Here is an 11,723-nt window from a genome sequence, read left to right as displayed (position 1 = left end):
GGTACTGTCCGGGCAGTGACTCGCCGCCTGATCGCTGTCGTGTGCTTGGTCCCCGCCGTACTCGCAGGATGCACTTTTCCCTTGGCAGGCGCCGATCCGGGCTCGACAGCCAGCCCGTCGAAGCCAACACCACCAGTCGGTACGGCGAGCGCTTCGCCGGGTACCGGGAAGGCGATCACGGCCGCGCTGAAGCAGGTGCGCGTGTTAGGTGTGCGCCCTGAGGTGGCGGGGTATCGGCGCGATCAATTCGGCCCGGCCTGGTCCGACGACCACTCGGGGCTCGGCGGTCACAACGGCTGCGACACCCGCAACGACATCCTCGCCGCGCAGTTGCAGGCATCGAAGTACCGCGGCAAGTCCCGTTGCGTCGTGATCGCCGGCACCCTCGTCGCCGACCCCTACACCGGCAAACGCCTCGAGTTCCGCAAAGCCAAGGCCTCCGAGATCCAGATCGACCACATCTACCCCCTCTCGCGCGCCTGGGACATGGGCGCCGCGACCTGGCCCAAACAACGTCGAGTCGACTTCGCCAACGACGAAGCCCTCAACCTCATCGCAGTCGGCGGCTCCGCCAACGCCTCAAAAGGCGACTCCGGCCCCGGTGAATGGCTCCCCCTCAACCGCACCTACCGCTGCACCTACGCCCTCCGCTACCTCCAGGTCGCCCACAAATGGTCCCTCCCCATCACCACAGACGACCGCAACTCCATCAAGTCCCTAACCCAACTCTGCCCCTGACAGGGCGGACGGCTGAGGTGTTAGCTGTTGAGGGCTGCGAGGAGGACTACCAGCACGCTGGCGGCGAGGATGATGCCTAGGAGGCCCAGGAGGAAGCCGAGGCCTTTGCGCTTCACCTTGGTGTGGCCGATGCTGCCGGTGGAGGCGAACTGGTGGTACGGGGATGCGTAGAAGACCGGTACGGCCTGGTTGGGCTGGACTGTGAAGTCGAGGGCGGCCTTGCCGAAGTCGCGCATCCACTCGCAGTGGACGTCGATGTGCAGCGGGCCGGCGAAGACGGGGATGTCGTTGCGGCCGTACTTCACCTTCACCGGGTAGCCGTTCAGCTGCACCTTCGGCGGGATCATGCTGCTCGTCATGATGCTGCCCTGGATGGTCAGCTGCAGCATCCCCATCGGAGCCTGCTGCTGGGGCGGGTACTGCTGCGGCTGTTGCGGCTGGAACTGCGGCGGCTGCTGCGGGTAGCTCATGCGGCCAACCATAAAGCCTCAGCGACTCCACCCGCGATGCTCAGTCGGGCGAGTAGCGGACCGCCACCACTGACCAACTCTGCGGAGACCGGCAGGTTCACGCTCAGCGTGCCCACCCGGACGGCTCAGGAGCGGGGTTGGTCAGTGGTGCAGGTCCGCCCCCGCCACCCGCTCAGGTGCTGTCGGGTGTGGACAGGAGTTTGACGCGGCGGCGCAGGCGGCGTGGCTCGAAGGCAGACCAGCTGAGCAGCACGGCACCCGCCAGGGGGAGGATCGCTCGCCACTTTTCACGGTCGTCGTCGAGCAGGGTCAGAACCCCGCTCAGTACGAGGAAGACGGGCATGACGAAGAGGAACACCCGAAACAACCGCGAACGGTAGCGATCCAATTGCCGGCGCGCCGCAACCAACGCGGCCGCCCGGATCGCCGGGTCGGTGGGAACAGGTCCGCGACGTGAGGCCTGGAAGGCGGTACGACGCTGTTCCCGCGTCAGGTTGGTGTCGATCGAGGGTATGAGCGCACCCCACCGCCGTTGAAGCAGAACCATCGTGACGCCGAGCGGCGGTCCAGTGATCACTGCGGCGACCACTGCCGACTTCCAGCTTTCGGCCTCCAGGTAGTGGATCGCCAGGCCGAACAGAACGCCGTACAGAAGTCCCGCACCGAGACCAAGAGCCCACAAGCGCATGCCGCATTCCGTCCGCCGGTAGAACAAGACTTTCCGGCCTCGCTGCTGAAGCGGAGAAAGATGCTCAGACACTGGCATGGGCGACCGGCTCCGGTCTACCGGTCGGGACCGAAATCCGCTGCCACAAGGGGCAACAACGACGCAGCCGCCGCACCCCTCGGAGTGAGGGATGCGGCGGCCGCGGGGGTGTTACTTGGTGAGGGGCGCGAGCTTGGGGTCGTTCGCGTAGGCCTCGGCTGCGTTGGCCTTGGTGACGATGACCGGGGGCAGCAGGAAGGACGGGACGACCTTGACACCGTTGTTGTAGGTCTTGGTGTCGTTGACCTGCGGGGTACCGCCGGTCTGCAGGGCCTTGACCATGTTGATGGTCTCGGTCACCAGCTTGCGGGTGTCCTTGTTGATGGTGGAGTACTGCTGGCCGGCCATGATCGACTTGACCGACTCGACCTCGGAGTCCTGACCGGTGACGACCGGGGTCGGCTTGCCGGCGCCCTTGACCGAGGTCAGGATGGCGCGGGCGAGGGTGTCGTTCGGGGACAGGACGCCGTCGAGAGTCTTGCCGCTGGTGTAGGTCGAGGTCAGCAGCGAGTCCATCCGCTGCTGGGCGCCTTCGGCCTTCCAGCCCTGGATGGCGGTCTGCTTGATGTCCTTCTGGCCGGAGCCGACGACCACGTCACCCTTGTCGATCAGCGGCTTCAGGACGTCCATCGCACCGTTGAAGAAGACCGCGGAGTTGTTGTCGTCGGGCGAACCCGAGAACAGCTCGATGGTCCACGGGCCGTTCGGCTTCTTGGCCTTCATGCCGTCGAGCAGGGCCTGGCCCTGCAGCTGGCCGACCTTGAAGTTGTCGAACGCGATGTAGTAGTCGAGGTCCGGGGTGTTGGTGATCAGGCGGTCGTAGGCGATGACGACCGCACCGGCCTCCTTGGCCTGCTTCACCTGGGTCGACAGCTGCGCCGCGTCGGTGGCGCCGATCACGATGACCTTCGCACCCTTGGTGACCATGGTCGAGATCTGGCCCTGCTGGTCGGCGACGGTCGTCGACGCACCGGCGTACTGGACGTCGGACTTGAAGCCCGCTTCCTTGACCCCGTTGGTGAACAGGTCACCGGCCAGGACCCAGTTCTCCGAGGTCTTCGACGGCAGCGCGACGCCGATCAGGGAGTCGGCCGCGAAGCCCTTGGCCGGCGCGGCGCCGGTGTCTTCGCCTTCGCGGTTGTTGCCGCAGGCGCTGAGCGCGAGTACGGCGACGGCACCGACCGCGACCGCCTTGGTGAGGAGCTTGTACATCGTGGATACCTTTCGTGGGCTCCCGCCGCACCTGGTCGGCGGGAGTGTCCGCTTTCGCGGGCGTCTGGATAACTTCGCGGGCGTTCGGATGATTCAGCGAGCTGCGGGCGTCTTGTCGCTCGGTCGCGGTACGTCGGCGGGCGCGGCCGCGGCCGGAGCCGCCTCGCGCCGGAACGGGCGGGTGAGCGAGTCGACGATCGAGAACCGTCCCTGGCTCTTGTTGTAGACGTCGAGCGCGACGGCGAGCAGCAGGACCAGGCCCTTGATCATCTGGACCAGGTCGACGCCGACACCCATCAACTGCAGGCCGTTGTTGAGCAGCGCCATCACCAGACCACCGACGATGGAGCCGCTGACCGTGCCCAGACCACCCGAGACCGCCGCGCCACCGATGAAGACGGCGGCGATCGCGTCGAGCTCCCAGCTCAGCCCGTCCTGCGGGCCGGAGGCGGCGGACCGCGCGACGAAGATCATGCCGGCCAGGGCGGCGAGGATGCCCATGTTGGTCATCACGAAGAAGTTGACCCGCTGCAGCTTCACACCGGACAGCTCGGCGGCCCGGGCGTTGCCGCCGACCGCGTAGATCCGCCGGCCGGAGACCGTGTTGCGTGTGTAGAAGGAGTAGATCAGCACCAGACCGATCAGGATGATGCCCGAGATCGGCAGGCTGGTGCCGACCCGGCCACCGGCGAACCGCAGCGTGGCGAAGACGATGACGCCGACCATCACGACGAGCCGGACACCGGAGATCCACAGCGGAGCGGGCTCGGCGCCCATCTCCTGACGGGTACGGCGGGAGCGCCACTCCCGCCACGCCACCGCGAGACACCCGATCAGGCCGAGGACCAGCGTCAGGTTGTTGTACCCCGTGCTGGGTCCGACCTCGGGCAGGTAACCAGCGCCGATGTAGCGGAAGCCCTCCGGGACCGGAACCGTGTCGGCGTTACCGATGAACTGGTTGCCACCGCGGAACAGCAGCATGCCGGCCAGGGTCACGATGAACGCCGGTACGCCGATGTACGCGACCCAGAAGCCCTGCCAGGCACCGATGAGCGCGCCGACCACCAGGCCCAGCACGATCCCCAGCGGCCAGGGCAGGTCGAAGTGCGCGATCGACTTGGCCACCACGATCCCGGTGAACGCGGCCACCGACCCGACCGACAGGTCGATGTGTCCGGCAACGATCACCATCAGCATCCCGATCGCGAGGATCAGGATGTAGGAGTACTGACTGACGACCGCGATCAGGTTGCCCGACGTCAGCGTGAGCCCGTCGGTCAGCACCTCGAACAGCAGGACGATCGCCACCAGGGTGAAGATCATGCCGAACTGGCGGCCGACAGTGGTCGTTCCTCCGAAGAGGTTCTTCTTGAGGTCTTGGAATCCGCTCATCACACCGGCATCTTCTTCGTAGTGGTCATCTGCTTCATCAGGCGTTCGGGGTCGGCGTCCGCGCGCCCGACCTCACCGGTAATCGTGCCTTCGAACACGGTGTAGATCCGGTCGCACAGGCCGATCAGCTCCGGCAGTTCCGAGGAGATCACCACGACACCCTTGCCCTGTTCGGCCAGTTTGTGAATGATCCCGTAGATCTCGAACTTGGCGCCGACATCGATCCCGCGGGTCGGCTCGTCGAGGATCAGCAGGTCCGGGTCGCTGAACATCCACTTGGCCAGCACGACCTTCTGCTGATTGCCGCCGGACAGCTTGGCGACGCCCTCGTCGACCGACGGTGTCTTGATCCGGAGCTCCTGGCGGTAGTCCTCGGCGGCCTGGTGCTCGGCCACCTCGTCGATGACCCCGTGATGCGCGACCTTGGCCGGCTTGGCCGCCACGATCGAGGTCTTGATGTCGTCGAGGAGGTTGAGACCGATCGCCTTGCGGTCCTCGCTGACGTAGGCCAGGCCGTTCTCGATGGCCTCCGACACCGTCCGCAGCTGGATCTCGCGGCCGTCCTTGAAGACCTGGCCGCCCAGCCAGGTGCCGTAGGACCGGCCGAACAGGCTCATCGCGAGTTCGGTCCGGCCGGCACCCATCAGGCCGGCGAACCCGACCACCTCTCCTCGCCGTACGGAGAAGTTGGCGTGCTTGGTCACCAGCCGGTCGGTGGCGATCGGGTGTCGCACCGTCCAGTCGCGGACCTCGAAGAAGACCTCGCCGATGTTCGGCGTGTAGTCGGGGAACCGGCTGCTCATGTCGCGGCCGACCATGCCGCGCACGATCCGGTCCTCGTTCACCCCGTCGGCCTTGACGTCGAGGGTCTCGATCGTCTTGCCGTCGCGCAGGATCGTGATCGAGTCGGCGACCGCCTCGATCTCGTTCAGCTTGTGCGAAATGATGATCGAGGTGATGCCCTGGGTCTTGAACTCGCGCAGCAGGTCGAGCAGCTGCTGGGAGTCGGACTCGTTGAGCGCGGCGGTCGGCTCGTCGAGGATCAGCAGCTTGACGTCCTTCGCGAACGCCTTGGCGATCTCGATGAGCTGCTGCTTGCCGACGCCGATGTCCTTGATGAGCGTGTCGGGGTCCTCCTTGAGGCCCACCAGCTTCATCAGTTCCAGCGCCCGGCGCTGCGCGGTCTTCCAGTCGATGGCCAGACCCGTGCGCGGCTCGTTGCCGAGGAAGATGTTCTCGGTGATCGACATCCCCGGGATCAGCGCGAGCTCCTGGTGGATGATCACGATGCCGGCGTGCTCGCTGGCCCGGATGTCGGCGAACCGCGCCTCAACACCTCGATAACGGATCTCACCGCTGTAGTCACCGTACGGATACACGCCGCTGAGCACCTTCATCAGCGTCGACTTCCCGGCGCCGTTCTCCCCGCAAATCGCGTGGATCTCGCCCTCGTGCACCACCAGGTTGACGTCGGCGAGAGCCTTCACACCAGGAAAGGTCTTGGTGATTGAGCGCATTTCGAGCAGAACCGGAGCGTCCCGGTCTGGCATTGGCATCACTGATCCCCGCAAGTCCTGTCGATCACTGCCTGTGAGCTGGACTGTAAATCCAATTGATTTACTTAGTCAACGGTCTGAGGGAGACTGGCGTCGATCAGTGATCTGGAGGGTCAACGGGTGCGTCAAGCAGGCACGAATCTCCCCAAAGTCGGGCGCTACAACCAGGCCGTGGTGCTGGAGCGGATCCAGCGTGCCGACGGCGTCACCCGGCAGGAGATCGCGCAGCACACCGGTCTTACCCCGCAAGCGGTTTCCGGGATCGTCCGGCGGCTGATCGACGAGGGCATCGTCCGCGAGGACGGCGCCAGCCGGGAGTACAGCTCCGGCAAGCCCCGGACCATTCTGCGGATCAACGCCGACGCCGGCCGGGCCATCGGCCTCCATTTCGATCCGGCCGAGCTCACCTGCGTCGTCGTCGATCTGCTCGGTCAGCCGCTGGTCACTCAGCGTAGGCAGATTCCGCCCACGGCAGACCCGACCGAGGTCATCGAGTCGATGGCAAGCCTGGTCCAGGACGTTCTCAGGGCCGCCGAGGTCTCCCCCGACAGCGTCCTCGGCCTCGGTCTCGCGACCCCGGGACCGCTTGATCTGAAGGACGGCGTCGTGGTGTCGCCGGCCCAGCTTTCGCACTGGGGACGGGTTCCGATCGCCCGCCTGCTGAGCGAGGCCACCGGTATCGAGGTCACGCTGGACAACGACGCGTCCGCCGCGGCGGTCGGCGAGCGCTGGGCCGGATCCGGCCGCGGGGTCGCGAACTTCGCCTACTTCTTCTTCGGTACCGGCATCGGCGGCGGCCTGATCCTCAACCAGCAGGTCTACCGCGGCGGCTCCGGCAACGCCGCTGAGTTCGGCCACATGTCCGTCGTCCAGGACGGACTCCCGTGCTCCTGCGGCAACCGGGGCTGCCTGGAGACCGTGGCCCGTCCAGCCGCCATCGTCTCCGAAACCCACCGCAGGCTGACGGCCGGCAGCGCGAGCTCACTGGACCGACGGTTCCGCGCGGTCCCCGAGTCGGTCAACCTGCAGGCCATCGACGCCGCCGCGGCAGCCGGCGATCCACTGGCCGCCAGCGTCCTGGCCCAAGCCGCCGACTACGTCGCGACCGCGGTCGTCAACGTCATCAACGTGACCGATGTCGACCTCGTCATCCTCGGCGGACCCAGCATCCGCGAACTCGGCCAGCGCTACACCGACGCCGCCGCCCGCGCAGTCGCCAACCGAGTGATGTCCAGAACCATCCGCGAGGTCGAGGTAGTCCTCTCGCCCCTAGGCGCCGACGCCGCCGCCGTAGGCGGCGCAGCCCTCGTCCTGCACCGCGCCTACTCCCCACAGCTCTCCGCACTGCTCTCGGACTGACGGCGCCGTCAGTCCTTCTCGACCCCGTCCTCGACGAGCCCGTCCCCAGCTCGCGTTTCATCGCTAAGTCATCGAGTTTCCATCGCCGCTTCATAGCCTCCGGACCTCAGTGCTCGCTGCCTCGCGGCAGCAGGGCTCGCCACCTTCGGAGGAGATCGCCATGCGAAAAATTATGACCCTGACGGCGTCACTTGCCGTCCTGACCACGATCCTGACCGGCCAGGCGTCGGCCGCTCCAGCACCGGCGACCGCCGCTCGGGCGAGCGCGGTGATGGCCCCCACCGGGACCGCCGAGCTGTCCCGCGATATCTACCTGTCCATCGACGCACCGGTCGGATCGACGGCGAGCTGGTCCCGATCGATCGACCTGGCCAAGGGCAGCTACAAATGGCAGCTCGTGATGACCGGCATGACTGGCGCACTGGAGCGTCCCATCGACCTCGAGAAGGGCACGTACGAGTGGGTCGTCACCGTCACCCGCGTCTTCACCACGGGCCACGCGAAGTACGACGTACAGACCACTCTCAAGCAGTCCTGCTGCCCGCAGGCGCTGCTCCGCACGCGCCTGTACACCCCGGCCAGCGGGACCTACCACATCGGTTCTCTCTTGATCCAGAACTGATAAAACACTGTTTCAGACCCTAGTACGACGTTTTGGTTCTCCGAATGATCGCGGGTACCGGCTGCGAATGGAGAACCGTGAGGTGTGGTGGCCGCCGCGACGGCAGGCTCGGTTGGTGCTGGCGATCGCGCAGACGGTGGCGGGGGCCTGCCTGGCTGGGTTCGCGTTCGCAGATGGCACGTTGCTGCAGGGCGTCCTGGCGTTGGCGATCGGCCTGGGCGGCGCGTTCTTGGCACTGGAGGCGGGTCGCTCGCGGGTCGAGACGAGTCCGGAGGGAGTCCGGGTTGTCCGGGCGTTCTCGGACACTCGGATCGGTTGGCCCGATGTCGCCGAGGTCCGGCCGGACGCGCAGGCGCCGTGGGGCGGCCGGCTGGTGGTGGAGAAGCGCGGGGGCGAGATCGTGAAGCTTCCGGTGCCACCGATGGACGAGGTCGTCGAGCGCTGGCGGGCCGCCGCCAACTTTTGACTCGCGGAAAAGCGAGTGGAAGTTGGGCAGGGGGGCACCGGGGGCGTACGTGATCCTGAAGCCTCGCGAGGTAGCAGATCACCAGGCCGCGCGTGTTGCATCTACCAGCACGCGCGGCCGACTCCAATAGTCACCCTCCGCCGCGCTGACCACAAGGGTCACCCCGGGTCTGCGGGCTATTGATCACATTCTGTAGTCGGAGACTCCTGGTAAAGGCGGGTATGCGGAAATCCCGGCGAGCTGTGCTGGCTGTGTCGTGTCTGTTGGTGCTCGTGGGCTGTGCCGACACCGCGCCGGCCCCGTCGGCCCCGAAGGCTCAGCCATCGGCGGTCGCGAGTAGTCCGAAGCCCTCGCCGAAGGCGGTTGAGCTGCAGTTGCCGCGCGGTGGTCGTCGGATCTTCCCCGGCCACCAACTGGTCGCCTTCGTCGGCGCCCCGGGATCACCTGCGCTGGGTCCGCTCGACGCCGATCTCGACGAGCGCGCCCAACGACTCGAGCAGACGGCGACGTCGTACTCGAAGGATCGTCGTGCGCTGCCCGTCATGGAGCTGATCGTGGTCTTGGCGCAGGGCTCGGCTGGTCGGGACGGCAAGTACCGGTCCCGCATCGCCTCCCCGCAGATCGACCGCTATCTCGCCGTCGCGCGCAAGCACAAGATGTTGCTGGTCCTCGGCGTCCAGCCCGGTCAGGCGAAACCGCTCACCGAGATCCGCCGACTCGAGCAGTGGCTGAAGCAGCCTGACGTCGGGCTCGCGCTGGACCCGGAGTGGGAGGTCGGTCCCGGCCAGGTGCCCGGTCGCGTCTTCGGCCGAACCTCCGGCGCCGAGCTGAACAGCATCGCCGCCTACCTCTCCACGCTGGTCACCACGAACCGCCTGCCGGAGAAGCTCTTCGTCTTCCACCAGCTCAGCAAACCGATCGTGCGCAACGAGGCCGCGCTCCGGACCCATCCAGGCATCGTCACCGTGAAGTCGGTGGACGGCATCGGCGCCCGTACCGACAAACTCGACACCTACAACCGCCTGATCACCGGCCTGCCGCAAGGAATCCACACCGGCTTCAAGCTCTTCTACGACGAAGACACCCGCCACGGCCCCCTCATGACCCCATCCCAAGTCCTCGCCATCCGCCCCCGCCCAGAACTGGTCACCTACGAGTAGCAGCGCGGGCGGTCAGGTAGGCGTCGGCGAACGTACGGCGTTGCTCGGCGTTGAGGTGGCCGGTGATGTTTCGCCAGGCCGAGGCGAGCGCCCACTCGGCGGGCTCGATGCGCGCGACCACGGCAGCAGCCTCGGGGAGCAGGCCGCGATAAGCAGCCAGTACGGCGATGTCCCGGTACGCGCGTTCACGGCTGCGGTACTCGTCGTCGCCAACGGTGTCGGCCATAGCCACCCCCGCGGCGAGATGTACAACCGCCACCTCGACCGCATCGTTCCCTCGCGGCCCACCGATCAGCCACCACAGCTTCGTCCCACCTTCAAGATGCCCATGCCGTACGGCGGTCCGTCCCGCCAACCGGAGCGCGATGTCCCGATACTTCGGTGGCAACGATGATGCGGCCTCGATCACGCGCTCGAACGCGCCAACAGCGGCCAACGCACAACAGATGTCGATCACGAGGTCGCGCCGATGCACAGCAGCCGAGTGACCGAACTTCCGCGCCGCCTGCTCGCCGGCAATCCCACTGGCCATGGCGAGAGCCGCACTGAGCTGTCCGCCAACCGCCGCAGCCATCACCAGCGCATGCGAAGCCATCGCCCCGAGTTCAGGAGTCGGCACCCGGCCAGCCCGGACCAGCGCTCGGCCAATCACCGCGAGCGCATCCGCCTGGTCCTCTCGCGGGACGTACTCACCCAGCAACGCCAGCGCCTCCGACAGATCGCCTCGTGCCGCAGTCGCGCCGAGCACCACACCTGTCTGATGCTGCCGATCCCGCTCACTGTCGAGTCGCCCCGCCAACGCCAGCGCCGTACGCGGATGTCCATGAACCGCAGCGGTTAGCCCAGCCTTTCGCAGTACGTCGCCTCTGTCCCACGCCCGCGCGGTCTCGACCGCCGCAAGCACGTGCGCCAGCTCGCCATGCGCCGCCGCAGCACGCGCACCCGGTACGACGTGGTACCGGTCTGCCGGGTTCTCCCAGCTGTACGGCGTACAGACCGCCGGATCGGTGATCATCGCGATCGCCGTCTCCCGATCGACGGCCTCAGCCACTCGGAGGGTGACGGCGACGTCCGGTTCGAACTCGTCCATCAGCTCGATCGCCGCAGCCACCGCCCCGCGCCCGGCCAGTGACACTGCAAGCTTTCGCAGCACCTCGGGACGTCTCGGGGCCGCGTCTGCGATGGTCAGCGCGGCGTCGACGCTCTCGGCCCGCTCCACGAGATCCGCGATGCACCGGCTTTGCTCCCACTCGCTGAAGGTCGCCAACAACTGCAGTGCTCCCGCCACCGGCAACGCCGACCTCGCGGCAACCCAGCGCGCGAGATACCGACGCCGCCGCCCGGAGATCGATCGGATCAATTCGATCGCTTGCTCAAAATCGCCTCGCCTCGCTAGAGCAGCAACCAGCTCGGTCCGCGCGACGTCCGCCTTTTCGATGCCTACGGCATCTATCTCGTCCAGCGGCACCGCCAACGCCTCATCCACCAACCCACCAGCAAGCAATACCGAGACCCGCGCCGAAGCCCCGGCAACCCGCTCAGCCAGATCGCGCGCCAACTCGGGATCACGCCGGGCCTGTTCCGCGCTCACCGCAGCAGCCGCGCGATCCCGCCGTACCGGAGGAAGAGCCTCAACCGCCTCCCACGCCTGCCGGAGCTCACCCCGCCGAGCCAGCTCGACAGCACACACCTCCCTGAGGTGCAGCGCCAAGTCGTGATCCACCGCGGCCATGAGCCCGAACGCAACCTCGGTCTGCCCAGCAGCAACAGCAGCCTGTACGACGGCGATGCCAGCCAGCCCGCGATCCACCACATGCTTGACCGACGCGGCCTTCACCGCTGCACGCTGCAGCAATTCTCCACGGCCGGCCGCCATCGAAAGTAGAATGCGCACGGCCACCAAAGGATCCGGAATGCGCTCGACCAGCGCATCCGCCGCCGCAGTATTCGCCCACTGCGCCGGACTCCCGAACATGGCGGTC

At 66.9% G+C, this 11,723-nt stretch carries 11 protein-coding genes; 5 read left to right on the top strand and 6 right to left on the bottom strand.

Features of this window, described 5'->3' with window-relative positions; translation table 11 throughout:
* Nucleotides 1-15 precede the first annotated feature (15 nt).
* Complete coding sequence (locus ACIA49_RS28320; protein WP_396380421.1) at nucleotides 16-738, top strand: HNH endonuclease family protein; 723 nt, start codon at nucleotides 16-18, stop codon at nucleotides 736-738.
* Nucleotides 739-758: 20 nt separating this feature from the next.
* Here the strand turns inward: ACIA49_RS28320 and ACIA49_RS28315 are convergent, their stop codons facing one another.
* The 5 genes from ACIA49_RS28315 to mmsA form a co-directional block, all read right to left on the bottom strand.
* Nucleotides 759-1,208, bottom strand: a complete 450-nt coding sequence (locus ACIA49_RS28315; RefSeq protein ID WP_396380419.1) for a hypothetical protein — start codon at nucleotides 1,206-1,208, stop codon at nucleotides 759-761.
* Between the two features lie 172 nt (nucleotides 1,209-1,380).
* Nucleotides 1,381-1,896 carry a hypothetical protein gene (locus ACIA49_RS28310; protein ID WP_396380416.1) on the bottom strand — a complete coding sequence of 172 codons (516 nt, stop codon included), beginning with the start codon at nucleotides 1,894-1,896 and terminating at the stop codon, nucleotides 1,381-1,383.
* Nucleotides 1,897-2,085: 189 nt separating this feature from the next.
* Nucleotides 2,086-3,186, bottom strand: a complete 1,101-nt coding sequence (locus ACIA49_RS28305) for a substrate-binding domain-containing protein (protein ID WP_396380413.1) — start codon at nucleotides 3,184-3,186, stop codon at nucleotides 2,086-2,088.
* A gap of 93 nt (nucleotides 3,187-3,279) precedes the next feature.
* Nucleotides 3,280-4,578 (bottom strand): multiple monosaccharide ABC transporter permease, encoded by a 1,299-nt coding sequence (gene mmsB / locus ACIA49_RS28300; RefSeq protein WP_396380412.1) that lies wholly within the window; start codon nucleotides 4,576-4,578, stop codon nucleotides 3,280-3,282.
* Complete coding sequence (gene mmsA, locus ACIA49_RS28295; protein ID WP_396380410.1) at nucleotides 4,578-6,134, bottom strand: multiple monosaccharide ABC transporter ATP-binding protein; 1,557 nt, start codon at nucleotides 6,132-6,134, stop codon at nucleotides 4,578-4,580. The genes mmsB and mmsA overlap by 1 nt, the downstream gene beginning before the upstream one ends.
* Before the next feature lie 120 nt (nucleotides 6,135-6,254).
* Between mmsA and ACIA49_RS28290 the strand changes: the two genes are divergently transcribed.
* The 4 genes from ACIA49_RS28290 (at nucleotide 6,255) to ACIA49_RS28275 (ending at nucleotide 9,741) form a co-directional block, all read left to right on the top strand.
* The gene (locus ACIA49_RS28290) at nucleotides 6,255-7,493 is read left to right on the top strand and encodes an ROK family transcriptional regulator (RefSeq protein WP_396380408.1); all 1,239 of its coding nucleotides are present in this window, start codon (nucleotides 6,255-6,257) and stop codon (nucleotides 7,491-7,493) included.
* A gap of 160 nt (nucleotides 7,494-7,653) precedes the next feature.
* Complete coding sequence (locus ACIA49_RS28285) at nucleotides 7,654-8,115, top strand: hypothetical protein (protein ID WP_396380406.1); 462 nt, start codon at nucleotides 7,654-7,656, stop codon at nucleotides 8,113-8,115.
* A 67-nt stretch (nucleotides 8,116-8,182) separates the two neighbouring features.
* Nucleotides 8,183-8,581 carry a PH domain-containing protein gene (locus tag ACIA49_RS28280; protein WP_396380404.1) on the top strand — a complete coding sequence of 133 codons (399 nt, stop codon included), beginning with the start codon at nucleotides 8,183-8,185 and terminating at the stop codon, nucleotides 8,579-8,581.
* 251 nt (nucleotides 8,582-8,832) lie between these two features.
* Nucleotides 8,833-9,741 (top strand): hypothetical protein, encoded by a 909-nt coding sequence (locus ACIA49_RS28275; RefSeq protein ID WP_396380402.1) that lies wholly within the window; start codon nucleotides 8,833-8,835, stop codon nucleotides 9,739-9,741.
* On the opposite strand, the gene ACIA49_RS28270 is transcribed toward ACIA49_RS28275, so the two are convergent.
* A complete protein-coding gene (locus ACIA49_RS28270) occupies nucleotides 9,728-11,716 on the bottom strand; it encodes a hypothetical protein (RefSeq protein ID WP_396380401.1) in 1,989 nt (662 codons plus the stop codon). The two genes, ACIA49_RS28275 and ACIA49_RS28270, sit on opposite strands and share 14 nt — an antisense overlap.
* Nucleotides 11,717-11,723: the final 7 nt, after the last annotated feature.

Origin of the sequence: Kribbella sp. NPDC051587, assembly GCF_044453945.1 — a bacterium.
Taxonomy (GTDB): domain Bacteria; phylum Actinomycetota; class Actinomycetes; order Propionibacteriales; family Kribbellaceae; genus Kribbella.
The sequence above is the reverse complement of the archived record's forward strand: the minus strand, read 5'-3'. Positions and strand labels throughout refer to the sequence as shown.

What these genes read in the sequence shown, in the direction of transcription:
- ACIA49_RS28315 (WP_396380419.1), bottom strand. Translation starts at nt 1,208, where the DNA reads ATGAGCTACCCGCAGCAGCCGCCGCAGTTCCAGCCGCAACAGCCGCAG.
- ACIA49_RS28310 (WP_396380416.1), bottom strand. Translation starts at nt 1,896, where the DNA reads ATGCGCTTGTGGGCTCTTGGTCTCGGTGCGGGACTTCTGTACGGCGTT.
- ACIA49_RS28305 (WP_396380413.1), bottom strand. Translation starts at nt 3,186, where the DNA reads ATGTACAAGCTCCTCACCAAGGCGGTCGCGGTCGGTGCCGTCGCCGTA.
- mmsB (WP_396380412.1), bottom strand. Translation starts at nt 4,578, where the DNA reads ATGAGCGGATTCCAAGACCTCAAGAAGAACCTCTTCGGAGGAACGACC.
- mmsA (WP_396380410.1), bottom strand. Translation starts at nt 6,134, where the DNA reads ATGCCAATGCCAGACCGGGACGCTCCGGTTCTGCTCGAAATGCGCTCA.
- ACIA49_RS28285 (WP_396380406.1), top strand. Translation starts at nt 7,654, where the DNA reads ATGCGAAAAATTATGACCCTGACGGCGTCACTTGCCGTCCTGACCACG.
- ACIA49_RS28280 (WP_396380404.1), top strand. Translation starts at nt 8,183, where the DNA reads ATGGAGAACCGTGAGGTGTGGTGGCCGCCGCGACGGCAGGCTCGGTTG.
- ACIA49_RS28270 (WP_396380401.1), bottom strand. Translation starts at nt 11,716, where the DNA reads ATGTTCGGGAGTCCGGCGCAGTGGGCGAATACTGCGGCGGCGGATGCG.